32 protein-coding genes are annotated in these 23,757 nt (G+C 61.0%); 10 read left to right on the top strand and 22 right to left on the bottom strand.

Annotated elements, in window-relative coordinates:
• Positions 1-69: 69 nt before the first annotated feature.
• The 15 genes from ACZ46S_RS06720 to ACZ46S_RS06650 all read right to left on the bottom strand — a co-directional run bounded on the left by ACZ46S_RS06720 (position 70) and on the right by ACZ46S_RS06650 (position 8,316).
• On the bottom strand, positions 70-363 hold the full coding sequence (locus tag ACZ46S_RS06720) for a hypothetical protein (RefSeq protein WP_464063858.1): 294 nt from the start codon (positions 361-363) through the stop codon (positions 70-72).
• Positions 360-566, bottom strand: a complete 207-nt coding sequence (locus tag ACZ46S_RS06715; RefSeq protein ID WP_464063857.1) for a hypothetical protein — start codon at positions 564-566, stop codon at positions 360-362. The genes ACZ46S_RS06720 and ACZ46S_RS06715 overlap by 4 nt, the downstream gene beginning before the upstream one ends.
• Positions 567-640: 74 nt before the next feature.
• The gene (locus tag ACZ46S_RS06710) at positions 641-1,099 is read right to left on the bottom strand and encodes a DUF5681 domain-containing protein (protein WP_464063856.1); all 459 of its coding nucleotides are present in this window, start codon (positions 1,097-1,099) and stop codon (positions 641-643) included.
• Positions 1,096-1,593 carry a crossover junction endodeoxyribonuclease RuvC gene (locus ACZ46S_RS06705; RefSeq protein ID WP_464063855.1) on the bottom strand — a complete coding sequence of 166 codons (498 nt, stop codon included), beginning with the start codon at positions 1,591-1,593 and terminating at the stop codon, positions 1,096-1,098. The genes ACZ46S_RS06710 and ACZ46S_RS06705 overlap by 4 nt, the downstream gene beginning before the upstream one ends.
• Positions 1,594-1,607: 14 nt before the next feature.
• The gene (locus ACZ46S_RS06700) at positions 1,608-2,090 is read right to left on the bottom strand and encodes a hypothetical protein (RefSeq protein ID WP_464063854.1); all 483 of its coding nucleotides are present in this window, start codon (positions 2,088-2,090) and stop codon (positions 1,608-1,610) included.
• Positions 2,087-2,371: a hypothetical protein gene (locus ACZ46S_RS06695; protein WP_464063853.1), complete on the bottom strand. Its 285-nt coding sequence runs from the start codon at positions 2,369-2,371 to the stop codon at positions 2,087-2,089. Before ACZ46S_RS06695 ends, ACZ46S_RS06700 begins: the two co-directional genes overlap by 4 nt.
• Entirely contained in the window at positions 2,368-3,585 is a 1,218-nt protein-coding gene (locus ACZ46S_RS06690; RefSeq protein WP_464063852.1) for an AAA family ATPase, read from the bottom strand. Before ACZ46S_RS06690 ends, ACZ46S_RS06695 begins: the two co-directional genes overlap by 4 nt.
• The gene (locus ACZ46S_RS06685; RefSeq protein WP_464063851.1) at positions 3,578-4,522 is read right to left on the bottom strand and encodes a DUF7146 domain-containing protein; all 945 of its coding nucleotides are present in this window, start codon (positions 4,520-4,522) and stop codon (positions 3,578-3,580) included. Before ACZ46S_RS06685 ends, ACZ46S_RS06690 begins: the two co-directional genes overlap by 8 nt.
• Before the next feature lie 14 nt (positions 4,523-4,536).
• The gene (locus tag ACZ46S_RS06680) at positions 4,537-4,812 is read right to left on the bottom strand and encodes a hypothetical protein (protein ID WP_464063850.1); all 276 of its coding nucleotides are present in this window, start codon (positions 4,810-4,812) and stop codon (positions 4,537-4,539) included.
• A gap of 431 nt (positions 4,813-5,243) precedes the next feature.
• Positions 5,244-5,441, bottom strand: a complete 198-nt coding sequence (locus ACZ46S_RS06675; RefSeq protein WP_464063849.1) for a helix-turn-helix domain-containing protein — start codon at positions 5,439-5,441, stop codon at positions 5,244-5,246.
• Positions 5,442-5,511: 70 nt separating this feature from the next.
• On the bottom strand, positions 5,512-6,189 hold the full coding sequence (locus ACZ46S_RS06670) for a hypothetical protein (RefSeq protein ID WP_464063848.1): 678 nt from the start codon (positions 6,187-6,189) through the stop codon (positions 5,512-5,514).
• Between the two features lie 476 nt (positions 6,190-6,665).
• Positions 6,666-7,172: a hypothetical protein gene (locus tag ACZ46S_RS06665; RefSeq protein ID WP_464063847.1), complete on the bottom strand. Its 507-nt coding sequence runs from the start codon at positions 7,170-7,172 to the stop codon at positions 6,666-6,668.
• On the bottom strand, positions 7,169-7,360 hold the full coding sequence (locus tag ACZ46S_RS06660; RefSeq protein ID WP_464063846.1) for a hypothetical protein: 192 nt from the start codon (positions 7,358-7,360) through the stop codon (positions 7,169-7,171). Before ACZ46S_RS06660 ends, ACZ46S_RS06665 begins: the two co-directional genes overlap by 4 nt.
• The gene (locus ACZ46S_RS06655; protein WP_464063845.1) at positions 7,357-7,782 is read right to left on the bottom strand and encodes a hypothetical protein; all 426 of its coding nucleotides are present in this window, start codon (positions 7,780-7,782) and stop codon (positions 7,357-7,359) included. The genes ACZ46S_RS06660 and ACZ46S_RS06655 overlap by 4 nt, the downstream gene beginning before the upstream one ends.
• A 69-nt stretch (positions 7,783-7,851) precedes the next feature.
• Positions 7,852-8,316 carry a hypothetical protein gene (locus ACZ46S_RS06650; protein ID WP_464063844.1) on the bottom strand — a complete coding sequence of 155 codons (465 nt, stop codon included), beginning with the start codon at positions 8,314-8,316 and terminating at the stop codon, positions 7,852-7,854.
• Positions 8,317-8,448: 132 nt separating this feature from the next.
• Here ACZ46S_RS06650 and ACZ46S_RS06645 point away from each other — a divergent pair, with 132 nt between their 5' ends.
• The 3 genes from ACZ46S_RS06645 to ACZ46S_RS06635 all read left to right on the top strand — a co-directional run bounded on the left by ACZ46S_RS06645 (position 8,449) and on the right by ACZ46S_RS06635 (position 9,495).
• Complete coding sequence (locus ACZ46S_RS06645; RefSeq protein WP_464063843.1) at positions 8,449-8,685, top strand: helix-turn-helix domain-containing protein; 237 nt, start codon at positions 8,449-8,451, stop codon at positions 8,683-8,685.
• A 70-nt stretch (positions 8,686-8,755) separates the two neighbouring features.
• Complete coding sequence (locus tag ACZ46S_RS06640; RefSeq protein WP_464063842.1) at positions 8,756-8,971, top strand: hypothetical protein; 216 nt, start codon at positions 8,756-8,758, stop codon at positions 8,969-8,971.
• Positions 8,972-9,168: 197 nt separating this feature from the next.
• Positions 9,169-9,495, top strand: coding sequence for a helix-turn-helix domain-containing protein (locus tag ACZ46S_RS06635; protein WP_464063841.1), 327 nt, complete (start codon positions 9,169-9,171; stop codon positions 9,493-9,495).
• On the opposite strand, the gene ACZ46S_RS06630 is transcribed toward ACZ46S_RS06635, so the two are convergent.
• From ACZ46S_RS06630 to ACZ46S_RS06620, 3 genes are read right to left on the bottom strand one after another with little or no spacing between them, the layout of a single operon-like run.
• Positions 9,492-9,791 carry an AtuA-related protein gene (locus tag ACZ46S_RS06630; protein WP_464063840.1) on the bottom strand — a complete coding sequence of 100 codons (300 nt, stop codon included), beginning with the start codon at positions 9,789-9,791 and terminating at the stop codon, positions 9,492-9,494. The genes ACZ46S_RS06635 and ACZ46S_RS06630 overlap by 4 nt on opposite strands.
• On the bottom strand, positions 9,791-11,131 hold the full coding sequence (locus ACZ46S_RS06625) for an acyclic terpene utilization AtuA family protein (protein ID WP_464063839.1): 1,341 nt from the start codon (positions 11,129-11,131) through the stop codon (positions 9,791-9,793). The genes ACZ46S_RS06630 and ACZ46S_RS06625 overlap by 1 nt, the downstream gene beginning before the upstream one ends.
• Positions 11,128-12,438 carry a CitMHS family transporter gene (locus ACZ46S_RS06620; RefSeq protein ID WP_464063838.1) on the bottom strand — a complete coding sequence of 437 codons (1,311 nt, stop codon included), beginning with the start codon at positions 12,436-12,438 and terminating at the stop codon, positions 11,128-11,130. The genes ACZ46S_RS06625 and ACZ46S_RS06620 overlap by 4 nt, the downstream gene beginning before the upstream one ends.
• Positions 12,439-12,540: 102 nt before the next feature.
• Between ACZ46S_RS06620 and ACZ46S_RS06615 the strand changes: the two genes are divergently transcribed.
• Positions 12,541-13,446 (top strand): LysR family transcriptional regulator, encoded by a 906-nt coding sequence (locus ACZ46S_RS06615; protein ID WP_464063837.1) that lies wholly within the window; start codon positions 12,541-12,543, stop codon positions 13,444-13,446.
• A 354-nt stretch (positions 13,447-13,800) separates the two neighbouring features.
• Here ACZ46S_RS06615 and ACZ46S_RS06610 read toward each other — a convergent pair whose 3' ends face one another.
• Genes ACZ46S_RS06610 through ACZ46S_RS06595 form a run of 4 tightly spaced genes read right to left on the bottom strand, consistent with a single transcriptional unit; the run spans position 13,801 to position 16,199 of the window.
• A complete protein-coding gene (locus ACZ46S_RS06610) occupies positions 13,801-14,184 on the bottom strand; it encodes a helix-turn-helix domain-containing protein (protein ID WP_464063836.1) in 384 nt (127 codons plus the stop codon).
• Between the two features lie 16 nt (positions 14,185-14,200).
• Entirely contained in the window at positions 14,201-14,563 is a 363-nt protein-coding gene (locus tag ACZ46S_RS06605) for a HigA family addiction module antitoxin (protein ID WP_464063835.1), read from the bottom strand.
• Between the two features lie 10 nt (positions 14,564-14,573).
• Positions 14,574-14,855 carry a type II toxin-antitoxin system RelE/ParE family toxin gene (locus ACZ46S_RS06600; protein WP_464063834.1) on the bottom strand — a complete coding sequence of 94 codons (282 nt, stop codon included), beginning with the start codon at positions 14,853-14,855 and terminating at the stop codon, positions 14,574-14,576.
• 48 nt (positions 14,856-14,903) lie between these two features.
• Positions 14,904-16,199, bottom strand: a complete 1,296-nt coding sequence (locus ACZ46S_RS06595; protein WP_464063833.1) for a tyrosine-type recombinase/integrase — start codon at positions 16,197-16,199, stop codon at positions 14,904-14,906.
• A gap of 269 nt (positions 16,200-16,468) precedes the next feature.
• Here ACZ46S_RS06595 and ACZ46S_RS06590 point away from each other — a divergent pair, with 269 nt between their 5' ends.
• The 6 genes from ACZ46S_RS06590 (at position 16,469) to ACZ46S_RS06565 (ending at position 23,580) form a co-directional block, all read left to right on the top strand.
• Positions 16,469-17,995: a DUF6538 domain-containing protein gene (locus ACZ46S_RS06590; RefSeq protein ID WP_464063832.1), complete on the top strand. Its 1,527-nt coding sequence runs from the start codon at positions 16,469-16,471 to the stop codon at positions 17,993-17,995.
• Positions 17,996-18,323: 328 nt separating this feature from the next.
• Positions 18,324-20,282 carry an ATP-binding protein gene (locus tag ACZ46S_RS06585; RefSeq protein WP_464063831.1) on the top strand — a complete coding sequence of 653 codons (1,959 nt, stop codon included), beginning with the start codon at positions 18,324-18,326 and terminating at the stop codon, positions 20,280-20,282.
• 543 nt (positions 20,283-20,825) lie between these two features.
• Positions 20,826-21,284 carry an IS66-like element accessory protein TnpA gene (gene tnpA / locus ACZ46S_RS06580; protein WP_464062719.1) on the top strand — a complete coding sequence of 153 codons (459 nt, stop codon included), beginning with the start codon at positions 20,826-20,828 and terminating at the stop codon, positions 21,282-21,284.
• Complete coding sequence (tnpB, locus tag ACZ46S_RS06575) at positions 21,281-21,628, top strand: IS66 family insertion sequence element accessory protein TnpB (protein ID WP_464062720.1); 348 nt, start codon at positions 21,281-21,283, stop codon at positions 21,626-21,628. Before tnpA ends, tnpB begins: the two co-directional genes overlap by 4 nt.
• Before the next feature lie 69 nt (positions 21,629-21,697).
• Positions 21,698-23,356 (top strand): IS66 family transposase, encoded by a 1,659-nt coding sequence (tnpC, locus tag ACZ46S_RS06570; RefSeq protein ID WP_464063830.1) that lies wholly within the window; start codon positions 21,698-21,700, stop codon positions 23,354-23,356.
• A complete protein-coding gene (locus ACZ46S_RS06565) occupies positions 23,353-23,580 on the top strand; it encodes a hypothetical protein (RefSeq protein WP_464062722.1) in 228 nt (75 codons plus the stop codon). Before tnpC ends, ACZ46S_RS06565 begins: the two co-directional genes overlap by 4 nt.
• The last annotated feature ends 177 nt before the right edge of the window (positions 23,581-23,757 follow it).

Raw genomic sequence — 23,757 nt, 5'->3', positions numbered from 1 at the left:
ATAAGTTCTGAATTTCATAGGAAAACAGTCGTTTTTCGCTATTTTGTGCAGATCGTCCGAAGGCGTCCACTACTGTCCAAGACTGTCCAGCCCTGGTGTCTCGTCGCGATTTATTTCGTCTGCCTGTTCGCCGTCCTGGGCGATCAGACGCAGGCTGCTACCCTTTGGCCAAGGGAAAAAAGCCTCTGCCCGGGCCATGAACTCGTCGAGCTTCTCTTCCGGTCGGCGCTCGAGGTAACGGCCATTGCAGGTCGCCCTGGTGACCGGGCTGCTGAACCAGCAAGTCCAGATCGTCAGACGATCGGCATTGTTCATGCCGGCGGCGCTTTCCAAGGAGTTTAGCCGGCGCGAAAGGGTCTTCATTGTGTCAACTCCTCGAGATCTTGGGGATGGCCCAGCGTTAGGATGATCGCCCGCGCCGGCCCCGGCACCATCAGCTCGGCTTCGATCCGTACGCAAAAAGCTTCCAGCGTTTCACCGTCCCGCCGGTACCAGCGCTGAGATGGATCACTGTTCAGCCAGGCAAGCGTTTCCTGGTCTTCGTTGTCCGGGTCGACGAACTGCATGAAGCGGACGAGAGGCTTCTCGCCGGCAGCGCCTGCGGTTCGTTCCAAATTTGCAACGCGTCGCTGCATGCCCCTCATTTCTCCGGGTCCTTTCCTGTCTGCTGCTCAAGTGTTGCGATGCGCTTCTCCAGCTGCTCAGTCTCGATGGCGCGGCGCTGGTGCTCCAGCACGCTGGCAATGGCCTGTGCCTCCTCGGGGCTGATTTTCCCGGCCGCCAGGGCCGCCGTGACGTTCCGCATGGCCATGGCCACGCTCTCGGCCGTATCGGTCTCGGGCATCTCGAGCGGGATCGGGCGCCCCTTCCGTTCGGGCCATGCCCGTCGGAGCATGATCTCGGCGGCGCGCATATCGCCGCCCTTGGCCGCGACCACGACTGCCTTGAGGATCTCCGGGGCCTCGGCGTTGCCGATAGCGTCCAACGCCACATAGGCGCGATGGCGGGCTCCCTTGGGGCGCCCTCGGGGGTTACCGCTCCGGCCTTTGGCGAACCGGCCGGCCTGCTTATACAGGCCTGAAACAGGCTCTTTGGTCATTGACGCGCCTCCGGTTGCAGGGGACGAGCAGGCACTTGCGGCGCGCTGATGTGCATCAGGATCGCCAGCGCGTCGGCCTCGTTGTCATCGCCCGGCGTGAAGCCCGCGGCCTGCATGGCGGCGATCATCGCGTCCTTGCTGGCATTGCCCTTGCCGGTGGCGCTGGCTTTGATCGTGCCCACCGGGATGCCGGCATAGGGAATGCCCCGGGCCTCACACCAAGCGGTGAGCGTGGCGAGAAGGCCGCCGTAGCAGTGGGCAGCATCAACGCCGCGGTCGCGCCGCACCTCCTCGAAATAGACGGCCTCGGGGCGGCCAAGGCTATCGAGCCACTGGGCGAAACGCAGGAAGCGCATGCCGGCACCCTCGTACCGGCCGGGTTTGAAGCTGGCGGTGCCGGACAGGATCACGCCGTCCTCGCGCCGCAGGGCCCAGCCGGTCGAGGTGCCGAGGTCGAGGGCGAGAAGCGCCGGAGCGCTGCCGGCGATGGGCATGGGGGATGGGTTGGTCAATGGGTGTTCTCCGGCGTCATGCGGGCGGGCTGGGTATCCGCGCCGCGGGTGGCGATGAGGTGGACGGGTTTCGGAGCCAGGAAGGCCAGCCAGGCGTCGCGGCATGCGGACGAGGTCTCCGCCAGCAACAGGCGTCTGCAGGCCGTTGCAGCGGTCACAGCGGCCTCGTAGTGGGGTTGCTCGCCTCCTGCGGCGTGGACGATGGCCTGCGCGCTCCAGGCCTTCACACGACGAGCGCAGGGCCAGCCTTCCGGACCGGTCGACCGGTAGTCGTCGTCTCCGATCAGCACGATGCAGGGGCGCCGCGCGTCGGCCAGGATGGTCTTGCGGATCGTCGCGCCACGGTACGGCGTGATGAGATTGATCTCCTTGGCCCGCACGGCCCGGTAGAGCGGGAGCAGCCAAGGCGCGATCTGGGCCACCGCCGCGATGATCCGGTCGATGTCCTGTGGGGCCGTGATGGCGGTGATGTCGTTCATCGGGCCGCCGTCCCGACCAGCCGAAAAACGCCGCTCGATGATGCTTTGAACACCCCTTCCGCGCGCCGGGGTTTTTCCCCTTCGTTACGCTCGCGCACCACCCTAAAGGGTGCGCGAAGCGTATAGGGGGTATGGGGGACAGAGTGGGGCAACACCTGGGCAACACCGGGGCGAAGCAATTTCAAGTAGTTAAAGCTTACCTGGGCAACCTGGGCAAAGACACCGGGGCATGAACCTGGGCTTAACGATTTCAGTGGGTTATAAACAACCTGGGCAATCAATTTTCGCCTCCTTCCGGGGTTGCTTGTCCGTCAAAATCAACTTGAGCAAAGGTGAGATGCTCCCGCCATTTGCCCGGACGCCCATAAGGTGAGACTTGGATTTTTTTGCCGCTGAAAAGACGCTCCATCGCCTGTTCAAAATCTCGCCTGCTGAAGTCTTGGCGGTTCTGTGATTGCCCAAATACCTTCGGAGCGAAATTGCCGGCGTTCTTGCTTGCTGAAACGTGTCGCCCTTGTTCGAGCGCATCACGCAACAAAGTAAGAAAGACTTGGTCGACCTGTGCAGTTTTAATCGCGCGCGAAAAACCCGCTTCGGCATCAACCGGCATCAGCGCGCCATTCGCCCACTTCAGCCGGATGTTTTCACCGATGGAGGCGTAGTTGGCCTTGCGCCGCGTCAGGATCCGCTCGTTGCTATCGGCCGGCTCATCCTCCGAGCCTTTGGGGCGGACAAGAGACCAGCGTGACCGGGCAGAGTTGCTCCAGGCGGTGCTGCCGCCGTCAACATCGCCGCCTTGACCCATGCCGGAGCGTGACGGGTGAGCGTTCAGCAGCACGGCGCCGCCGATTTCCCGGGCCAGGCGGTTGAGGGCATGCCCGATGAATTGCCGCACTTCGGCCCGGGCGTTTTCGTTGCCGCCGAACGTGTCGGCCGCGGTGTCGATGACGATCAGCCGGGCCCCGAATTCTTTGGCCGCCCGTAGCAGCTCGGCATAGCGGGGCGTCAGCTGCGGCGTTCCATCCGGAAGGAAGGCGATCAGTCGGTTATCTTCTCCCACGCCGGATGCCCAACGCATATCGGCCAGGTCATCGAAATATATTCCGAGTGCATTGTTGATGCGCTCTTGCCGGCGGTGCAGCTCCGCTTCGTCATCCTCGCAGAAGAACCCCATCACCCTGCAGCGCAGAACCGCGAGGCCGCACCACGGCTTTCCGGTCGCGCAGCTCGTCATCAGCTGCTGGCTGAGGAGCGTCTTGCCGACGCCGCCATCGCCATAATTCAGGGTGGTATATCCCACCGGCAGCCAGTCCGGGACGATCCACTCCATGCTCGGGACCGCCTCGCCCGCGAGGCGCGTCGGATCGATGAACATCAGCGGGCGGCCGGGCTTGTCTTCCCGGCTCCTGGCGTCGTCAGGGCCATTGGCAGGGTGGAAGAACTCGACTTCCCCGCCGGCGGCACGCATGGCGCTCTCTGGCGAATGCTCAAGCATCGGGCGCCCCCTGCATCGCGTCCAGCCAATCCGTACCTGCAGGGGGCCGGTGGATAGTCACTTGCCGGCCGGCGGCGGTCCAGCGCTCGGCACATTCGCGCGCCGCGGCCAGGCCGGCCCCCTTATCGTCGGCATCCGCGAAGATGCTCAGCGCCTCAATGCCGGGAAGAACGGGAGATTTTGCGATGCCGCCCGCCGAGCCGCAGGCCCAGACAGGAGCCCAGCCCACGCGCTGCATGATGGCGAGGCCGTTCTCGATCCCCTCGCAAATGCCGAGGCCGCTCGTGACGGCATCATCTGGCGCCAGGCGGATCACCCCAGCGGCGCCGAGCATCATCTTGGAAGGCTTCACATCCGCTTTGCCTTTGCCGTCTGGCCGGATGAATGTTCGGTGGATGCCGCAGGGCTCATTCGTCGCCGGATCGGTCATCAGCGCAAGCATGGCCGGCAGCCGCTGCTGTCCACGGGGGCAGGATGGGTGAAACCTGAAAGGCGCTTCGGGCGGCAGTTGCAAACCCCGGCAGGCCAGGTATGTTTCGACGGGCGATCCCGCCGCCGGCACAGCCTTCATCCAGATGCTGCGCGCTGTCTCCACCTTGCGGGCTTCTTCCGCTTCCTGCTTCGCGTCTTCCCGTCTCACGCTTGATACGGGCGCGGGCAATTCCACCGGCCGCTGACCGAGCCAATCAAGGGCCCAGCGCCACGCCTCCTTGCGATCGCAATGCCGCGTGTAGGCGATCAAATCGAGCGCATCGCCGCCCTGGCCGGCCTCATGGTCATGCCACAAGCCGCGGTCCTTGCCGGCGATCGCCACAGCCATGGAGCCACGCGTCCGAAAGCGCCATTCCGTGCGGGACTTCGAGGAAGGCGCGACGCCCAGAAGTTGCGGCGCCAGAGTCTGGATCTGCGCGGCGAGCAGTCCGGAGACCTCGCGCATGTCGGGGGCCCGGATCAAAACGGCAGCTCGTCTGTGATGTCGAGTTCGCGCTGGGCATCCCGTGCCCGCTCGGCCTCGATCTGCGTGAGCGTGGCCTCGAGCTCAGCCGCACTCAGGCCGGGCTGCAAGCCGCCTTCAATTTTGAAGAAGCGCCCCATGTCGTCCTCCGCGACGGACGCCCGGATCGAGCAATACCGGCCGGACGGCAGATCCAGCCGGCCGGTATAGCGCCAAGGCGTGGATGCGTTAGCATGCAGCCGCAAATCACCAGTGAAGTAAGGATGCGTCATCAAACCTCCCTCTGGACGGCGCCAGGCTGGTGGAGTTCGGCCATGAGCCTCAGGGCACTAACCGTTCCGTCGAGCTCACAGATCACATCCGCGGGGTTTGGCGCCGTCAGCAGCCAGCTCCGAAACGCCTGCAGGGTGTGCCGGCGCCATGCGCAGAAGACGGCATGGCTGTCCGGAACCGAGCTCTGAACAGACGCAGGCGCAAAGAGGTTTTGGCTATGCATCGGGCGCCTCCCCGGTGCAGCCAAACTTCTTGAAAACGATGAGTGCTTCAGCTAAATGGCTAGGCATCGATGTGCTTTGAAGTTCCGCCCTCTGTGCCGTGTCACCGGCCAGGGGGCTTTTCAGTTTCGGGGGAGGCAGATCCCAGCGGCGCCGGAAGTGCGGGTTACATTCGGGATCGGACATGGCCGCCCAGCGGGCGGTGTCCATCAGGCGGCCTGGGGCGCGCGGAACCGAGCCGGCGGAAGGCTTTCGATATAGCGCCGCAAGCTGTCGCCCAGGATGAGCGTCCTGCGCCCGGACTTGCGGGCTTCGAGCTTTCCTTCGCCCAGCAAGATGTAAATACGGCTGCGGGCCAAGCCGCTCACCTTAACAGCATCTTCGATCGTCAGCGCCAATTCGGTCATGCTCGCTCCTAAACAGTGCAGCGTGTTGCTGCATCCCGGTGTGGAGCGTTCAAAGTGCTCTTCGGATGCTCTATTTTAGGTTTTTTGCGTGTTTCTCGACAGTCTTTGGTGAAATTTCCTGATCAGTCATAATGGTGGCCAGCGTAGCTGCCGTCCGGTACATTGCCGATCCAAACAAATCATAAGTAACCAAAACTACACCTCGTAGTATGCCAACTACGTGTGGCGGAAGCCGCTGCCTCTTCAAAAACAGAAGGCTTTCCCCTTGGGCAATGAGGTCATTTGCCCGACCTTCCCAGTACGTCGCCAAACCAATCCAGTCTTGGGAGCTGTCGCCAGCGCGAGCGAGTTTCAAACATTGCCAGCAGACATCTTTAAGCTGCTCGACCTCGGCGTTTAACGCCGCCCTCGTCAAAACCCTAGGATTCATACGTAAGAGAGTCGCAAGAAAAGTGAGCAAAACCCGAGGCGCCTGCTCATTAGGCTCCGCGCCATGAGCGTCAAGAACCCGTTTCCATTCAGGGTATATCTTGAGTTTATGAAAATTCACTCCTGTCTTGCGGTAGTTTTTCCGGTGCCCGCGACCTATTTCCTCCCACACAGACTTCATACGGCTGTCCGTTGCTAGCCGAAGCATTATGAGCCTGTGTTCATTGTGATCTTGAAAATAATCCGTTTCCAAGAGTTCCTTGATTGTATGAACAGCAATCTCTGGCACCCAGTCAGGAAACGAGACATTGATATCCACACCTGCCTCCGCAGTACTCTCCGCCAGAAGGTTCGGCGGGGCAGCCCGAGCGGAGACCGGGTTTTCGGGGGCCATCCTAGCCCCGCCGATTCGGGAGTTTCCGGCAGATTGCAGCGGTTGTGAAGGGGGCTTTGCTGCCGCCGTTTTCGCCCATTCCAGAGCCGCTCTGCGGGATCTGAACGAGACCGCGCGCCCGGCACCCTCCGGCGGAATGGCAATCCATTCGGCGCATCGCTGCCACGATAGCTCGTGGCCGGCCTGGCCGTACGACAAAAGCAACGGCACCGGCACCAGGCGCCAGCCAGCGGATCGCAACCGCCCCTCGATAGACCGGCACCCGATCTCTCGGTACGGCGCGTTCCTGGGCTCTTGGCGCGGGCGGCTGATTTCCGCCAAGTCCGCGCCGTTCAAGGCGCAGCCTGCCAAGAGCCGTTCCCACGCCAGAGGCTGGGGCTCGAAAATGTTGGAAAGGCTCATCATACGTCGCCACCCGGCGCAGGATCGTAGATGCCAACGATTTTCCCGATAAGCTGCTCCTCGAGATATTCGTTGGTGCCCTGCTCGTTCAGTGCATAAGGGCCATCGCTCAGCAAAATCGGGCGACGTGACAGGCGTTGCTCCCAGCACTGCAGTTCGAGTTCGGCCAGGCTTTTCGGGGCAGTGTAGGCCGCGGCCCAGCAGGCTGGCTCTTCCCGGGAGACGTTGCGCCCGTCTGCGTCCGTGCAGCAGACCTGAATGGTCCGGAAGCTGAGCCGTACGATGCGGCGCCGCGGGCGCGCTGCGCTCCCATACTCGATCAAGAACAGCTCGCCCGGCATCGGTACCCGGTCCGCGGCGTCGACAATGATCCGCTCGCCTTCGTGCAGCAGCGGCTCCGAAACGTCGTCTGTCACCTGATGGACCAAACATCCATCCGGCACATGGTCGTAGACGATGAAGGCGCGCAAATCGGGCTGCGGCGGAATTTGGAACATGGCGTTCATGCTGCTCTCCCCGCCTTGGTTGGCGCGTCCCGCATCGGCGCATTCAGCGCCACGGCTTCCAGAATATCGAGCGCCTCCAGCTCGCCGATGTCACCGGTGATGATCCTGGCGCCAAGCCCGAGGAGCTTCGTGTGCAGCGCTGGCGGCAGAGGGGTCGAAACCGCCTCGACTTGCTTGCGGCGGCTCATGCCACGCCTCCCGCCGTCAGGTCGCGCAGCAGGGCGGCGAGTTGCCGCTCAAGAGGGGTGTCCTGGCTGGCCATCAAGCGCTCATATTTGGTCATCAAATACAGGGCTCGGGCACGGATGCCGGGCAACGCCGTGGCCTGAATGCCTTCCATCCGTTCGGCCAGCTCATCGACGCGGGCGTTCAGCGGCTCCATTTCGGCATCATATGCCCGCTCTTCCGCGAGGGTGGCGTTGTGGGGGTAGGCTGCATCGATCTTACGTACCAGCGCGGTGGCCTCGCCAGCGATGGCAATCAGCTCCCGATCCCGGTCAAGCTGCCCTAGCGTAACGCCAGGCATCGCCGCGGCGGCAGCGGCCAAGGGCACGGCACCAAGCATTATGCGCCGGCTCGTCTGGGTATGGTGTTTGCTGGAAATCGGCATGCGTCTCTCCATCGGCGCCCCGGGCGTGCCAGGAGCGCCGTTCAAATCGGGTGATGTCTGGGAAGTGGATTAGGCGGCGCGGCGGCCCAGATCGGCCCGGGCGGCGGCGATCGCTTCGCCCAGGCCATGCAGCGCCATGCCCAGGCGGGTATTGGCGGCCTCGAAGCGGTTGATCGCCTCCAGAGCAATCACGGCGCGGGCGCCGTCCAGAAGCGCTTCGCGGCGTTCGTCGCGCGCCATAATCAGGTCGGCGCGCGGATTGATAGGCGCGCACTCGAGGGCCCAGGCTTCGTTGACGAGCCGGAAAGCCTGTTGCGGGATCGGGGCGTCGGTCGGGATGCCGTGTTTCTCGGCAAAGGCGCCGAACGCGCTGCCGTCGAAGTCATAGACGGCGCTGCAGGCCGCCGGCGACTTGATCCTCGCCCCGTGGAGAGACGCATCGTACGGCGCGCCGAGGGGCTGCGGCGTCAGGGGGCGAGCCGCGGCTATGGCGGCAAGCGGGGTTGGTGTATGGGTATGCGCAGCTTCGGGCATGGCTCTCTCCTTGCTCGGGGTTAGGCTGATTCCAGGGCTCCTACCCCCTGGAATTAGCCGGAAAGCTGTTGCTTCCGACTTCTCTTTTAATGTAGAGTAACGCCAAAGTCAACACTTTTGATGTAGAGTTTTATGCCGATCTTACCGGAGCAGTGTCGAGCAGCTCGTGCTCTAATAGGATTGTCGCAAGATGATTTGGAGCGGGCCTCCAAGGTATCCAAGAAAACCATCGCCGATTTCGAGCGGGGGGCTTCTTCACCTTACGAGCGCACATTGGACGCCCTGCAAACCGCCCTGGAAGCCGCCGGCGTGGAGTTCATTCCCGAGAACGGGGGCGGGGCCGGGGTGAGGTTAAGGAAGAGGTTATAAGAATGTGATCGACCGTTTTAATTCTCGGAGGTAGGATGGTGGCAGCTCCAACCTCTTGTACTGCCGCGACATGCCCCAGAAACCCACATTCACGAAGCCTCGAAAACGCGGTCAGTCAGCATCGAAGATTGGTATCGCCTTCGGTATCGGCTCGGTCGCATTAAGCAACCTGTTTCTTGATAAGGCCCAAAATACTTACATCGCTATGATAGCCTTTTTGGGATTATTACTGCTTGCGATTGTGGCTTTGGTATACAGGGCAGTAAAAGGCTCAAAAAAGAACTGATTTGCGTTCCCGCAAGGGGAAGCTTCGCGTGCTTTTGTCAGTACCAAGATCCGATCGGGCTAACTCGGGCAGCTGCCGGCGTGGAATTTATCCCAGAGAATGGCGGTGGAGCTGGGGTTAGGTTGAAGAAGCAACGAACGGGAGAACATCACGAATGACGACTGAGATCTGGCACGTACTGGACTTTGTGGGCGGCAATGGTTGATCGAGTAAGAACAGCGACGATTGCTAAAATGACCGGCTTGTCTGTGCGCAAAGTTCAAGAGATGGCGCTCTCTGGGAAGTTGCCGGGTGCTGCTAAACTAGGTGGCACATGGACCTTCGACCCTAATAAGGTTGAGGCCTGGATTCGCGATGAAGAGGCTGCAGTAGCTAGGAGAGGCAACCGCAGTTTGGGGGTGTGTCGGCTTACTGCGGACACTCACATTTTGCCGGACGAGAGTATCGCTCTACGCTTCGCACAGCTGATCTACGGGAAGCCAAAAAGCGGTTCAAAACGTGGCGGCAAAAAGTTTAACCTTTAAATCTCCAGCTCCAGCAGGCTGCTCGCCAATGATTTGCCGTGTTGGTCGAGCGCCAGAGAGCGCGTCACCCCGCCGCTTAGCGCGCCGTGCAGAACGAAGTTCAAGGCGTGCAGGCTGGGCAGCTCATAGCGTCTTACCTCGCCCTCGACGAAAGCGGCAAAATGTTGCTTCACCCGGGCCGCTGTGAGGTTCTCGCTAAGCCTGGCATAATCCTCGGCGTTGTAGGCGATCACGGAAATATTGCAGATATTGCCTTTATCTCCGGTGCGCGCGTGGGCCACTTCGTGCAATCTCATCAGGATACCTCGTAGCTTATGGCAGGCTGGATCGCGGATTTTGGCAGCAGCGTCGAAGCAACGGCAAGGATCTCGCGAGCCGATTTCCACGCCCCGCCGCCGCCAGCCGGACCGTTGGTGTAGAGGGTTTCAACCTCGTTGCCGATCCTGACCGCCTCTTCCATCGTCTCCGTTCGCCCGGCGACACGCAAGCGCAGCTCCACCGGTTCCGGGTGGCCAGCGGCTCCTGGGCCGCGATGGACAGCGTTTAGCCCGATCAGCTCGAACCGCAGCTCGCTGCTGCGCAGGCCGGTCAGGCAAAGCCTTTCCTTTACAATCTCTAGCGCCAGCTCCGCGCGGGCAAGGGCATTGGCGCCGGCATAGGAAATCTGTCCTTCGCCGATAAACCCATCGCGATAGCCGATGGAGATTTTCAGCGTCCCGGTCGCCGGATGCCCCAACCCGCCGGTAACGCGGACGCGGTCATCTCCGTCATCCTGAAAGCGCACATCGGTAAAATCCGCGACCACATCGGGCTGCAGATAGCGCGCCGGGTCGTGCACCTCATAAAGCAGCTGTTCGGTGCAGCTTGGCTGGCTGACCTTGCCGCCGGAGCCGGCGATTTTGGTGATGATCGCCTGGCCGGTCTCGTCCACCTCCGCCAGTGGGAAGCCGAGCCGGGCCAAATTGGGCACGTCCTTGCGCCCAGGATCGGCGAAATAGCCGCCCGTGATCTGCCCGGCGCATTCGAGCAGGTGCCCGATCAACGTGCCCCGCCCCAGCCTGGTCCAGTCATCCATCCGCCAGCCGAATTCATGGATCAGCGGGGCCAGGAACATGCAAGGGTCGCCGACCCGGCCGGTGATGACAATATCCGCCCCCGCCGCCAATGCTTGCGCGATCGGCCCGGCGCCGAGATAGGCATTGGCAGAGACGATCCGCGGCGCGATGTCCTGCACCGTGGCGTCAAATTCCAGCAGCGGCAGGGCGCTGTCGCGTATGTCTTCCAGCACATCGTCACCGGTGACGGCGGCAATGCGTAGTCCGATGAGCCCCAAATCACGGGCAATCTGCGCCGTGCGCCGCGCCGCCGCCACGGGATTGGCGGCCCCCATATTGGTGATGATCCGAACCTTGTTGCGCGCGCATGCGGGCAGCACGGCCTGCAGGCGCGCTGCAAGCAGCGGGTCGTAGCCGGCCTGCGGGTCCTGCTGCCGCGCCTGCTGCGCCAAGGCAATGGTGCGCTCGGCCAGGCATTCGAACACGAGGTAATCCAGCGCGCCATGGGTCGCGAGCTCCACCGCCGGCTCGATCCGGTCCCCCGAATAGCCAGCGCCAGCGCCGATCCTGATGGTCCTCATAAAGGAAATACTCCAAACAGCACGGCGGCGAAGGTCATGATGACAGAGGCCGCGAGCAGAAGCGGGATAGAGAAGCGCTGATGCGCGCCGAGCTCAATCCCGGCGAGCCCCACCACCAGGAAGGTGGCCGGGGTGAGCGGGCTGACGGGGAAGCCCACCGTCATCTGCCCGAGCAAGGCCGCCTGGGCCACCTGTACCGGATGCCCGCCCAGGCTCTGGGTGACGCTGGCCACTACCGGCAGCACGCCGAAATAGAAGGAATCCGGGTCGAACAGCAGCGAAAGGGGCATTGAGAGCAGGCCCAGCACGAAGGGAATATGCTGCCCGGCGCCGGCCGGCACATGCGCCACCGCGGCGCTGGCCATCGCCTTCAACATGCCGGTGCCGCCCATAATGCCGGTAAACACCCCGGCGGCGAACAGGATGCTGGCCATCAGCAGGGCCGCTTTGGCGTGCGCATCCACCCGTGCGCGCTGCTCGGCTGGATTGGGGTAGTTAAGGATCAGGGCAATAACCACGCCGATCATGAACATCACCACCGGCTCCACCCAGCCGCCAATCATCACCACCATGATGGCGATCGTGAGCACCAGATTTGGCCAGAACAGATGCGGGCGGCGCAGCCGGGCTTCTTCGTCCGTCAATGGCCGCATGGTGGCAACGGGCGCGTCGCCATGCCCATGGCTCACGCCCGCCAGGCCCAGGCGCACCTCCTCCCGTCGGCCCAGCCACCAGGAGGCCGCGAAGACGAAGGCCAACCCAACCACCTGCACCCCGATCATCGGGGTGAAAATGGCGGAGACCGGCAGCTTCAGCGCGGCTGCGGCGCGCAAGGTCGGGCCTGTCCAAGGCAGAAAATTCACGCCGGCCGCCAGCGAGGCGGCACAGGCCAGCACCCGCCGATCCATGCCCAGCCGGTCATAAAGCGGGCGCATGGCCGGGATGGTGACCAGAAAGCAGACCGCACCGGAACCATCCAGATGCACCAGCAGCGCCAGCAAGGCGGTGCCGACCACGATGCGCGTGGGCTTCAGCCCAACCGCGCGCAGGATGCGGGCGATGATCGGGTCCAGCATGCCGGCATCGGTCATGATGCCGAAATAGAGAATGGCGAAAACGAACATGCCTGCAACCGGCGCGATGGCCGATATGCCATGAACGGCGAAATTAGCACTGGTCAGGCCGAAGCCGCCCAGCAGCGCTGCAACCGCCGGCACGGCAATAAGCGCGACCAGAGGCGTCAGCCAATTGAGCATAATGGTGGCGAGCAGCACGAGAACCGTGGCGGTGCCGAGCAGGGCTAGCATGATGGAACATCCTCCGTTTTTCCCGGTCTGCGCCGGATCGGGGGAGTATAGGGGGCGAAAACCCTATGCAACAAAGACATTTATGGAATAAATTCATTCACTATGCGCATAAATCTGACCCTGCATCAGCTGCATTGCTTCCTGCGCGTGGCGGAGACTGCGAGCTTCAGCGAGGCAGCGCGGGGGCTGGCGATGTCCCAGCCGGCGCTGAGCCGCACCATCCGGATGGTCGAGACCATTCTGGGCACCAGGCTGTTCGATCGCGATACGCGTAATGTGGCGCTTACCCCGGCCGGCGACGCGCTGCGGGTGACGGCGGCGCGGCTGGTCCAGGAATTCGACGGCGCGCTGGGGGAGGTGGCGCAATTCGTCGCCGGCCAACGCGGCTATGTCACCATCGCCACGCTGCCGTCGCTAGCGGCGGTGCTGCTGCCGCCGGTCATTGCCGCGTTCCGGCAAAGCTGGCCGCACGTGCGAATCCAGATCAAGGACGGGCTTTCCGGCTCGGTGGTCGATCACGTGCTGGACGGCCGGGCGGATATTGGCCTGACGGTGCGCCCCAGCCCTTCAGAGGCGCTGACCTACCATCCGATCGCGCAGGATCTGTTCGGGCTCGTCTGCCGCGAAGATGACGAGCTCGCGAAGGCTGAGGGTCATGACTGGTCGGTGTTCGCCGATCATCCCTTTATCGCCATGGCGCAGGGCAGTAGCGTGCGCGCCTACACGGATGCGGCCTTTCTGCAGATCGGCCAGCCGGTGCCGCAGCTCTATGAATGCAGCTTCCTCGGCACGGCCGGCCATCTGATCGCCTCTGGGCTGGGGATCAGCGCGCTGCCGAATATGACGCTGCCCTTGATCGCCGCGCAGGGGCTGGTCTGGCGGCCATTAAGTGGACCGGTGATCCATCGCGAGATCGGTACATTACGGCGGACCGGGCGGGCGCTTGCGCCGGCAGCCGAGCATTTCCTGAAAGCACTGTCCTCAACGCTGAAAGCGCGAGCGCGATAAAGGCTGCGCCGCCGAGAGGCCGTGAAAAGTCTCGAAGGATGGTAATCTCCGGTAGTGGGTCAGTTTGAAATTTCGGGCCGTTCGGCCTTCTTGTAGGTCGCCGCGCGGTTCGGCGTGCCGGCGAGGGAATCAATCACCAACCACCTCCTCCATTCCACCATTGTGCCGCACTGAGGCCGCCCGCCATAGCAGGAGAGCAGCGCAGCGTTTTGTGCTGACGGACGAAGTGTCCGTTGCGCATGCCGGCGCCCCCTTACGGATATTTCGACGAGGATCCAAGTTGGTAAAAGGGTGGTGCGACCTTTGCCCCGGCCTCGGTTAAGAAAGCGATAGCTGGGGTGCTTCTCTGGACGGTCATGCCGCCCGCTCATCCTCAACCGTGGGCCTGAGCAGCACTTCGGCCGGGATATGCCATTGCTCGTGCAGGGTCCAAGCCTGCTTCATGGTCAGGGGGCGTTTGCGGGCCAGGATTTCCGAGGCGCGAGAGCGTGAGCCCAGGAGGCGCCCAAGGTCGGCCTGTTTGAGGTTCTGGCGCTCCATCACTTCCTGAATGGCCGCAACGGGGTCTGGAGCCTCGATGTGCCAATGCTTGGCCTCGTAAGCCTCGATCAGGGTCGCGAGCACGTCAAACCGCTCGGCCTCAGGCGTGCCAGGCGCCGGCTCACGCTCGAAATACTGCTCGATTTCCTTGAGCGCCCAGTCATAATTCGTCTCGGTCTTGATGCTGCGAATGTCCATCCATCAAGCTCCTGGCTTATGCCATCGCCCGGGGCCGAACGGTGCGCGCGATCTCCTCGCCATGAGCGCGCTGCTCCATAGCCAGGTCGTAGCGGGCCTGCAGGTTCATCCAAGATTGCGCATCCGTGCCAAAATACCGGGCCAGACGTAGCGCCGTATCAGCCGTGATGGCGCGCTCGGCGTTCAAGATCGCGGTCACCCGGTTGGGCGGCACGTCGATGTCTTTGGCCAACCTATAGGCCGTGATTCCCAGCGGCTCCAGCCACTCCTCGCGTAGCAACTCTCCCGGCGGGACAGGTTCCAGTAGCGCCGCGGAGCTATCGACAATATCGGACAGATCAACGCTGCCAGCTTCCAGAGCGTCTCTCGAAATGGCCACTTCACCCTCCTCAGTGATAGTCGCAGAACTCAACATCGTATGCATCGCCATCGCGCCAAGTGAAACAGATCCGCCATTGGCCGTTCACGCGAATTGAGTGTTGCCCGGCACGATCTCCCTTTAGCGCCTCCAGCCGGTTGCCCGGCGGGGAGCGCAGGAAGTCCAGCGTCGCGGCAGCCTCCAAGAGATCAAGCTTCATCTTGGCGCGCCTCACGACATCGGAACCGACGCCCCTGGGGGTAAGTCCTTGGAATAGGGCGGCGGTGATCTTGTCGTGAAAACTTTTGATCACGGTATGTATGTACCTCGTATATATATGTACGTCAAGCGTACATGTTCCCTAAGCCTTTATGGGCGTGACATTGCTTTCCTGCACGATCCCCAGCGGCGCAAAGGCGGCCCGGATGCTCTCCGCCACATAGCCAGGGCAGAGGTGGGCATAATGCTTCGAGCAGATCGCCTCGCTGTTCCCAAGCTGGGCAGCCACGACCCCAAGAGGCACGCCTGACATGGCCAGGCGGCTGGCATGAGTGTGCCGCAGGATGTGGAAGCCGATGGCGGGCGTGATGCTGGCCGCTTCGCAGGCAGCTTTCATGGGGCGTTGCTGCTCACTTTGCCCCCATGCATCTCCATCGGGGCGCGGGAGGATGAGGGCTTTGCCTATTTTTCCCACGCAAAGCTGAGCGAAAAAAGCCCGCCCCTCATCGGTCAGCATGATGTGGCGCGCTTTGCCGGTCTTGCTCCGTCCCACATGCAGGGTGCCGGCTTCCGCACTGAAGTCGGCAACTCGGAAGCGGACTAGTTCTCCCCATCGCGCGCCGGTGAGGAGGGCGGCGGTGATGATCGGACGAAAATCTGGGGCAGCGGCGTTCACAAGCCGCGTCGCCTCGGCGTCGGTCAGAAACCGGACGCGTGCGGCATCCACGCCTTTGAACGGAGCAACCCGGCGCCATGCATCATCCGAGGGAGCGTGACCGTCAGCATAGGCCAGGTTGAGCGCCGCCTTCAGCACGGTCAGGATCCTATTGGCGGTTGCGCGCCTGGGGCGGTTGCTTTCACCGTCATCCGGCTTTGCGGCCCGGGTGGCAGGTTTGGAGGCATCTTTCTTGGTCCGGACGCGGGGTGCAGCCGTGGCCAGGGCGCGGTGCCAGGACCGAACGAGGGCAGGGGTGAGATCCGTCACAAGCCGGTCGCCCAGCTTTGGCAGGATGTGGGCGTTGATCGTGCTCTGCAGCCCTCGGAGGTCCCTGCCGCCGCGGGCTTTATAGTCCTCAACGTAGGCGGTCATGGCCTTCTCGACCGTAATGGGCTCGACGACTTTGCCCCTCGTGCGCGAGACCTCGGCAAACCATTCACGGGCCTTCTCCTGCGCCTGGGCGAAATTCAGCGTCGTTCCCCCGTCGGCGTCCAGGAGATCATCGGCGGTTCCTATAGACGTGAAACGCCAGACCCGGTCTCCGGCCTCGTCGCGATCCAGATATCGTGCCTGCCACTGACCGGCCCGGCCGGCGGAAGCGCGCCGATAGCCGATCGCCCGGCCCTCTTGGATGTTTCGCCAATAAGCCGCGTGCCGGGGCGCAAGGCGCAGCCGCGCGGAGCGGGTATCCAGTTTCTCATCGCGGGCTTTTCGGGGCATAGCGAGTCCTTGGGCTTGGCTTACTCACTATTTACTCACTATACGTAGCCGGACGCAATGAGATAGAGACGGATTGTTTTTCAATGGATTCAAAGAGTCTATAAACACAGCGGGACGTCGCCGGACCATATATACCGCCCTCTCACGGCGGTAACAGGGGTTCGAATCCCCTTGGGGACGCCATGATTTCCAAGCCATTGATATTGCTAAATATTTTGGATGTCGTCCCCCGTTTGTGACACACGCTTGTGCCACCTGGGGACGACAAAATGGCGTTGTGTTCCTACGTCGAAAGACGTCGAGAAAGGTATTATTTCCGGCTGCGGGTGCCGCCTTTGGCGGGGGCTGTTTTGGGCCGGGAGCATGTGGTCGCCTCGCTGCTGACCCGCGATGCCGCGCAGGCGAAGCTGCGCGCCGCAAAAATATATTTGGTGGTTTCACCGTTTCTCCACATGCTGTGTCTCAGGATGAGAGACGCGCTGCACAGTTTGGGGATGCCGCCCACGGGAGCCGATGCTCTCGCGGATGCGGCGTTTCGTCTGGGCTGTGACTATCATGCGCGCCTGGACCAGCTGCGCCTCCAGCATGAAAAGGAGATGGAGGCGCTTAAAGCGCAGTACCAGGACCAGCTCAGGGCGCTGACCGGTAGGGTCCAGGTGGGCTGGCGCGCCGGGGTGACGTTTGAAGAGGTTGAACCGTTTGTCTCTTATGAAGAGGCCGAGCGGCCGCGATTTGTGGCAAGGCGAGATGCGTTCAGGACACCGATGCAGGTGGAAGACGCTGTTTATGATGAGCCGCCAGAGCGGGTGGTCGAGATCTCGCCGCCCTGGCACAGCCTCACCTCAGCCTTTTTGGCTGACAAGCCGGGGCTGACCGCCAAGACGGTCTGGAGTTATAATCATGCGTTCGAAACCTGGCGCAAGCTTATCGGTGATAAGCCCATTGCCGAAATCCGGCGCAGCGATCTGAAACTGTTTGCCGATCGTTTGCGGGATTTAGAGAGCGGGCGGGGCGGTAAGCTGAGCCATGCCAGCATCGTGCGGATGCTGAATCACGTGAAGAATTTCATGGAGTGGGCGGTTGAAGCGGGACATGTCGAGGATGATCGCTTCGGCGGCGTGAAGGGCCGGGACAAAACGCGTGACGAGCGGATGGGCGTGGACAGCCGCCGGGCGTTTACAACGGACGAATTGCGTCGACTGTTCGGCAGTCCGCTGTTCACCGGCACGAGCTTGACCCAGGAAGATGAGGCCGCGGCCTGGTTCCTGGCGCTGGCGGCCTTCACCGGCGCGCGGACCGAGGAAATTGCCACCGCGCCGGCGGCGTTGGTGCAGGTGGGAGAGGTCTGGTGTCTTGATTTGCGGCAATCTGGCAGGAAGACACGGGCCGCACCGCGCTTGGTGCCGTTGATCCCTGAGTTGATCCAAATGGGGATACTGGATTGGGCGTCGCGTCAGGCCGAAGCCGGGCGCGGACTGGTGGAACTTGACTGTAAACCGCGCACGGCTGCGGCGTGGTCGAAATATCTGAACCGCTATATCAGCAAGCATGTCACTGAGAGCCCGGATCTGGTGCTCTACTCACTCCGGCACAGCTTCAGGCAGATGCTACGGGCCGCGAATATTGGCGATGAGCTCTCGAATAAGGTGTTTGGCCATGAAGGGGGATCGGTCGGTGCCGGATATGGCCGTGCGCTGTCGGAGCAGGAAGCGGTTTTGATGGTGACGTCTGTGAAAGCGCCGTTTGATATGCGGGGGAGAAGGATAGCGGCAGGCGATAATCGTTTGTCTGGTTAGCGCCCAAGCCGGTCGCCCGGGCCACCAGAGGGCTTGCTCCGAACTCGACACTTGTGGTCGCTCCCGTCATCGGCGGAGGAGACAAAAGATTGTCTGGTTTCGGTATGGAAAAAGTGGATACAGGACACTCTTGTTTGAAAATTGACTTTCTGGGCGCCTCGGAATTGGGGGCACCATAGAATAACGATTTCTCCGCTGGTCAGGTGTGTGGAAGAACCAGAAGAAAATGAAGAAAGGCGGGATCGGTCGGAAAGGGAAATCCGTGACAATCTCTTGTCACCACGATACCTCCCGGATAGTTATATGATTGTTGGCAGGGTGGTGAGAAATGGCTCAAGGCTGGCTTAGCGATAGCATCGGGCGAATCGAAAACGTATCGCTGGCGCCCAATGCAAAAAATGCGCTTTTTCCGCTTTTCGAAGCAGTAATGAATTCGATCCATGCGATTGAAGAGCGCTTTGGGCGAGATAACCTGTCTCAGGGACGCATCAAGGTCTCAGTGCATAAAGATGGTGAAGGGGCATATTCGGGATTTACAATTGTTGATAACGGGATCGGCTTTACCCGAGAAAACTTGGTCTCGTTCCAAAAGTTTGATAGTCGAAAGAAAATCAAGATCGGCGGCAAAGGCGTGGGTAGGCTGCTTTGGTTGAAAGTCGCAGAGCAAGCAACTATCATCAGCTGCTTCCTAGATGAAGATGGACATCCAACCGGGTGCTCATTCAAGTTTAATATGGAGAGTCCGCTTGCGGACTACAAGGAGTTTTCTGGATCCGTCGCTGACATCGGTGCCAGCATACAGATCTACCCTTTTCGAAGTGAATTTGCAGTTAGACTTCCGAAGAAGCTAGACACAATCGCGAGCCGCTTGGTTGCTCACTTTGTTGCTTATTTCACGAACATGTCGCATCCCGAAATCACATTGACTGATGGCATTGACACGATAGATTTGTTCGACACGTTCACCGCGAAGGTGGAAAGAGATCGAGATTACCCGTTTCAAGTACCTGGAATTAACGCTGACTTTATCCTTCATTGTTTTCTGCTACCAAAGAGCATTTCTGACGACGAGAGGAGTGTTAATGCACTTTATCTAGGTGCACATGGGCGTGCCGTGTCACGGCACGAGTTGGACAGCGTACTTGGACTTAAGGCGATTAATGGATCGTATGCCTTTCTCGGATATGTCGAGGCTGATTTTTTGAATGAAAACGTCAATGATAATCGCACGGCGTTTTCTCTGGATGAAGAAGAGGTCGCAGCAATTGTTAACGTGGCGAAGGAATGGGCAAAGCGATTTCTTGAGCCAGAAATCCGTGAAATTCGAGAGAAGCAGGCGTCGAGAATTATCGAGATAGGGCGAGAACACCCTCGTTTCTTTTACGTTGCACGGCACGCACCTGCAACTGCCGAAAAGTTACACCTCTCCACACAAAGTGAAGAGGAGATCTTCGTTGAACTCTCTCGCGCCGGCTTGAGAGACTACAAAAGAAGAAAGAGAAGTTACCACGAGTCCTATCATAGAGATTTGCCAAACGTCGCGCAGGAAACAGAGCACTTTATGCAACGTCTCAAAGAGGATGCAACCTCTTCTCTAGCAGAATACGTTGCCCGTCGTAGAGCGATATTAGACATTTTTGAGGCAGGTCTCCGATTTAAAGATACTGAGGATATGACCTCTCACTACGAGAAGGTGGTCCACGGCATAATTTGCCCGCTCAATACGACCAGCCAGGAGTTAACTTATGAGGAGCACAATCTGTGGCTTCTCGACGATCGCCTCTCCTTTTATACTTACTTCAATTCTGACAAAAGGATGAACCGGCAGATCGGAGGTGAAGACGCGTCGACGGATCGGCCCGATATAACGCTTTTCGATCTCAGTATCGGTTTTCAAACAGAGGATTCGAATCAGCCCATTACCATAGTCGAATTCAAACGACCGAAGCGCGACGATTATACTCTCACCGACAATCCGATTTCTCAAGTGCGAAGTTACGTTGATCAGTTACGCCGCTCTCGTGAAGCCGTGAAGTTTGACGGGACTCCTCTGCGGACTATTTCAGAAGAAACACCTTTCACGTGTCATATTGTCGCCGATGTCACCCCGTCACTTTTGGCTGTGATGCGCCAGCTTGGCCAATTTAGCCAGAGGGCAGGGACGTCTTCATACTACTGGTGGGATCCGAACTGGAGGTTATTCATTGAAATTTCGTCGTTCAGGGAGATTCTAAGCTCCGCAAAAGCACGTAACCACGCATTTTTCAAGTACCTCGGCCTAGACTGAGGGCGTCTGCGGAGGGGGGGCGCGGAAGTGATTAACTCGGTGGGTTCTAACATTAGCTTGGGCCGTCTACTAGGATCCTCCTGCCAACTACTTTGCCCATGCGCCGAAAGCCTTGAGGAATGTCTTCGGATCGATCTGCATCCTACCTCCGTATCCATGCGTGGGCTCATAACGCGCGTCGGGACATGTGGTGTCAGGCCGCATCGAGGTCGGATGTTCTTGGGGATGATGTTACGACAGAATGTCCGCTCATAGCAGACGAAGGGAGCCGCATTGCCAGCCTCGGGTTGATAGCTTCCGTTACGCGGGGGGCCAGGCAATGTCCGCTTCCGCCACTCTTCGCTTGAGAAGCGGTCGGACCGTTTACGGCCCGAATCGTCCAAAATATTAGACGGACGGTACGCGCCCTTTACGGTCATTCCCGGGCTCTAAATGGATGCTCTGAAGCAGACCTTCCAAAAGTGTAAATGTTTTCTGCTGAGTATCCATCCGGTCTAAACCGCCTGCCGCAGCTTCGTAGGGAGCGCTCATAACGGCGCTTGTATGAGCGTCATTATGAGCATGGGACGGTTTGGGATGGAGATTTTATCTGGGGTTGAGCGCCGGCGTCGCTGGCGGTTGGAGGAGAAGCTTCGGATTGTCGCTGAGGCTGAGGCATCTGGAGCGGTGTTTGCCCATGTGGCCCGGCGTCACGATGTTTCTCGTGGTCAGCTCTGGACATGGCGGCATCAGGTTCGCAGCGGTGAATTGGCCCCTGCGCCGGTTGTGCCCGAATTTCTGCCGATAAGGGTGCTGGAAAGCGAGGGGAGCGCCGAGCGCCAAGAAAAATCCGCCGATAAGCCGATGAACGCGCCCGCGCCATGTGCGGCGCCGGCGGCTCGAGCGGCGGAATTTGGCACGAGCCGGATCGAGATCATCCTGCCGGATGGGACATGCGTGCGGGTCGATGACCAAGTCGGAGCGGGCGCGCTGCGCCAAGTGATGGCGGTGCTGCGCGGATGATTCCGGTGGCCTCCGGGGCGCGGGTGTGGCTGGCGTCTGGCCATACCGATATGCGCCGTGGCATGCGCGGGCTGGCACTACAGGTGCAGGAAGGGCTTGGGCGTGATCCGTTCGCTGGCGACGTTTACCTCTTCCGCGGTCGCAGCGGATCCCTTCTCAAGGCGCTCTGGCATGACGGTATTGGCCTGTCACTGTATGCCAAGCGGCTGGACCGCGGAAAGTTCATCTGGCCGCACACCGTCGACGGTGTCGTGGCACTTTCCCCCGGACAGATGGGTTATCTTCTTGAAGGCATCGATTGGCGCAATCCGCAGCAAAGCTGGCGTCCACAAGCTGCTGGATAGTTGGAATTTGTGTCGCTGGAGCGCTGAATTCTGTAGCATGACGCTGCGGGTTTGTGATTCTATCAGGATATGGATGTCGCTCCCGCCGCACTGCCCGATGACATTGAGGCCCTGAAAGAGATTGCCCGCTCGGCGCTGGCGGCACTTGATGTTGCCCGGGCGGATGCCGCCGCGGCCCAGGCTGAGCGGTCGGATATCGCGGCCTATATCGCGCATCTGAAGCTTCAAATTGAGAAGCTCAAGCGCACCATCTATGGCCCGCGGGCGGAACGTACGGCACGCCTGCTCGACCAGATGGAATTTGAGCTTGAGGATCTCGAAGCCACGGCCACCGAGGACGAGCTGAGGGCCGAGCAGGCAGCGGCAAAGGGCAGCACCACCTCTGCCGCCGGTGTCACACGCAAGCGTCCATCCCGCCAGCCCTTCCCCGAGCATCTGCCGCGTGAGCGGATCGTTCTGCCGGGGCCCGGTGCCTGCGCATGCTGCGGCGGCAAGCGGCTTGCCAAGCTTGGCGAGACGGTGACCGAGACGCTGGAGAGCACACCGCGCCAGCACAAGGTGCTGCAATATGTGCGGGAGAAATTCACCTGCCGCGATTGCGAGACGATCAGCCAGAATCCGGCACCGTTCCATGTCATCCCGCGCGCCTTCGCCGGCCCCAGCCTGCTGGCGATGATCGCGTATGAGAAATTCGGCCAGCACCAGCCGCTCAACCGCCAGTCCGAACGATTTGCCCGCGAAGGCGTGCCCCTCAGCGTCTCGACCCTGGCCGATCTGGTCGGAGCCGCCTGTGTCGCGCTGGCGCCGGTGTTCCGGCACATGGAAGCCACCGTGTTCGCGGCCGCGCGCGTGCATGGCGATGATACCACCGTGCCGGTGCTGGCAAGGGGCCAGACCGATATTGCGCGCGCTTGGGTCTATGTCCGTGATGACCGGCCGTTCGGTGGCGTTGGACCGCCCTGTGCGGTATTTTACTACTCGCGCGACCGGGCGGGCATTCATCCACAGACCCATCTGGCCCGGTACAGCGGTATCCTCCAGGCAGATGCCTACGGCGGCTACAACAAGCTTTACGAAGTCGGCCGCTCGCCCGGGCCCATCATCGAGGCTGCCTGCTGGTCGCACGCGCGCCGGAAATTCTTCGAACTGGCCGATATCGCGAAGAACGCCAAGCGCAAGGCGCAGGGCCGCATGCCGGCCTTCATCGCACCGATGGCGCTGGCTGCGGTGCAGCGGATCGACGCTTTGTTCGAAATCGAGCGGGCGATCAACGGCAAACCGCCCGTTGAACGGTTGGCCGTGCGTCAGGAATTCAGCGCTGTGCTGGTTGCTGATCTTGAGACCTGGCTGCGCATCGAGCGCGCTAAACTCTCGCGCCATAACGATGTTGCCAAGGCGATGGATTACATGCTCACCCGCTGGGCATCCTTCTCCCGCTTCCTGCATGATGGGCGGATTTGCCTGAGCAACAACGCGGCGGAACGGGCCATCCGCAGCTTGGCTCTGGGGCGCCGCAACTGGCTGTTCGCCGGTTCCGATCGCGGTGGGCAGCGGGCCGCCGCAATGTACAGCCTGATCACCACGGCAAAAATGAACGGCGTCGACCCGCAGGCATGGCTCGCCGATATCCTCGCCCGTATCGCCAGTCATCCAGCGCACAGGCTCGACGAATTGATGCCCTGGAATTGGACCGGGCCACAAGCCTCAGCGGAGCCTTGCGCAGCATGACAACACAACTGAACAAAATTTACGCGATCAAGACCATCGCTCTCGTCGCCCAGGAGATCGGAGAGGACGAGGAGTGGCTAAACCAAATCATCGATGAAATGGAACCGGAAGACGGGCTGATCTGGGTCTATGGACCAGAGGGCGAAGGCATCGCAGCATTCTCTGACTTCGGCATCGAAAACCTGGAAGACATCATCAGAGAACGCCGGAAACCGAAAAGCTAAGGCCCGCGTCATTCACCGGATGCGTACTCCGCGACACCCCAAGCCGCCGGGAAATCTCCCGGATCGGCACATGCTCACGCTTATGCCACCGGCGAATAATGCTCAAAAACGCCATGTCCAACACTCCGTTCGCCCCCGCCTCTTCCAGACGGGGAAACAGTCAAACATGGGTCAATT

This window comes from Acidocella aluminiidurans, from assembly GCF_055383125.1.
Note: the sequence above shows the minus strand (reverse complement) of the source record. Positions and strands in the feature narration are given on the sequence as shown.

Excerpts from the sequence above, each read along its gene's own strand:
- ACZ46S_RS06720 (WP_464063858.1), bottom strand. The coding sequence starts at position 363 with ATGAAGACCCTTTCGCGCCGGCTAAACTCCTTGGAAAGCGCCGCCGGC.
- ACZ46S_RS06715 (WP_464063857.1), bottom strand. The coding sequence starts at position 566 with ATGCAGTTCGTCGACCCGGACAACGAAGACCAGGAAACGCTTGCCTGG.
- ACZ46S_RS06710 (WP_464063856.1), bottom strand. The coding sequence starts at position 1,099 with ATGACCAAAGAGCCTGTTTCAGGCCTGTATAAGCAGGCCGGCCGGTTC.
- ACZ46S_RS06705 (WP_464063855.1), bottom strand. The coding sequence starts at position 1,593 with ATGCCCATCGCCGGCAGCGCTCCGGCGCTTCTCGCCCTCGACCTCGGC.
- ACZ46S_RS06700 (WP_464063854.1), bottom strand. The coding sequence starts at position 2,090 with ATGAACGACATCACCGCCATCACGGCCCCACAGGACATCGACCGGATC.
- ACZ46S_RS06690 (WP_464063852.1), bottom strand. The coding sequence starts at position 3,585 with ATGCTTGAGCATTCGCCAGAGAGCGCCATGCGTGCCGCCGGCGGGGAA.
- ACZ46S_RS06685 (WP_464063851.1), bottom strand. The coding sequence starts at position 4,522 with ATGCGCGAGGTCTCCGGACTGCTCGCCGCGCAGATCCAGACTCTGGCG.
- ACZ46S_RS06680 (WP_464063850.1), bottom strand. The coding sequence starts at position 4,812 with ATGACGCATCCTTACTTCACTGGTGATTTGCGGCTGCATGCTAACGCA.
- ACZ46S_RS06675 (WP_464063849.1), bottom strand. The coding sequence starts at position 5,441 with ATGACCGAATTGGCGCTGACGATCGAAGATGCTGTTAAGGTGAGCGGC.
- ACZ46S_RS06665 (WP_464063847.1), bottom strand. The coding sequence starts at position 7,172 with ATGAACGCCATGTTCCAAATTCCGCCGCAGCCCGATTTGCGCGCCTTC.
- ACZ46S_RS06660 (WP_464063846.1), bottom strand. The coding sequence starts at position 7,360 with ATGAGCCGCCGCAAGCAAGTCGAGGCGGTTTCGACCCCTCTGCCGCCA.
- ACZ46S_RS06655 (WP_464063845.1), bottom strand. The coding sequence starts at position 7,782 with ATGCCGATTTCCAGCAAACACCATACCCAGACGAGCCGGCGCATAATG.
- ACZ46S_RS06650 (WP_464063844.1), bottom strand. The coding sequence starts at position 8,316 with ATGCCCGAAGCTGCGCATACCCATACACCAACCCCGCTTGCCGCCATA.
- ACZ46S_RS06645 (WP_464063843.1), top strand. The coding sequence starts at position 8,449 with ATGCCGATCTTACCGGAGCAGTGTCGAGCAGCTCGTGCTCTAATAGGA.
- ACZ46S_RS06640 (WP_464063842.1), top strand. The coding sequence starts at position 8,756 with ATGCCCCAGAAACCCACATTCACGAAGCCTCGAAAACGCGGTCAGTCA.
- ACZ46S_RS06635 (WP_464063841.1), top strand. The coding sequence starts at position 9,169 with ATGGTTGATCGAGTAAGAACAGCGACGATTGCTAAAATGACCGGCTTG.
- ACZ46S_RS06630 (WP_464063840.1), bottom strand. The coding sequence starts at position 9,791 with ATGAGATTGCACGAAGTGGCCCACGCGCGCACCGGAGATAAAGGCAAT.
- ACZ46S_RS06625 (WP_464063839.1), bottom strand. The coding sequence starts at position 11,131 with ATGAGGACCATCAGGATCGGCGCTGGCGCTGGCTATTCGGGGGACCGG.
- ACZ46S_RS06620 (WP_464063838.1), bottom strand. The coding sequence starts at position 12,438 with ATGCTAGCCCTGCTCGGCACCGCCACGGTTCTCGTGCTGCTCGCCACC.
- ACZ46S_RS06615 (WP_464063837.1), top strand. The coding sequence starts at position 12,541 with ATGCGCATAAATCTGACCCTGCATCAGCTGCATTGCTTCCTGCGCGTG.
- ACZ46S_RS06610 (WP_464063836.1), bottom strand. The coding sequence starts at position 14,184 with ATGGACATTCGCAGCATCAAGACCGAGACGAATTATGACTGGGCGCTC.
- ACZ46S_RS06595 (WP_464063833.1), bottom strand. The coding sequence starts at position 16,199 with ATGCCCCGAAAAGCCCGCGATGAGAAACTGGATACCCGCTCCGCGCGG.
- ACZ46S_RS06590 (WP_464063832.1), top strand. The coding sequence starts at position 16,469 with ATGGCGTTGTGTTCCTACGTCGAAAGACGTCGAGAAAGGTATTATTTC.
- ACZ46S_RS06585 (WP_464063831.1), top strand. The coding sequence starts at position 18,324 with ATGGCTCAAGGCTGGCTTAGCGATAGCATCGGGCGAATCGAAAACGTA.
- tnpA (WP_464062719.1), top strand. The coding sequence starts at position 20,826 with ATGAGCGTCATTATGAGCATGGGACGGTTTGGGATGGAGATTTTATCT.
- tnpB (WP_464062720.1), top strand. The coding sequence starts at position 21,281 with ATGATTCCGGTGGCCTCCGGGGCGCGGGTGTGGCTGGCGTCTGGCCAT.
- tnpC (WP_464063830.1), top strand. The coding sequence starts at position 21,698 with ATGGATGTCGCTCCCGCCGCACTGCCCGATGACATTGAGGCCCTGAAA.
- ACZ46S_RS06565 (WP_464062722.1), top strand. The coding sequence starts at position 23,353 with ATGACAACACAACTGAACAAAATTTACGCGATCAAGACCATCGCTCTC.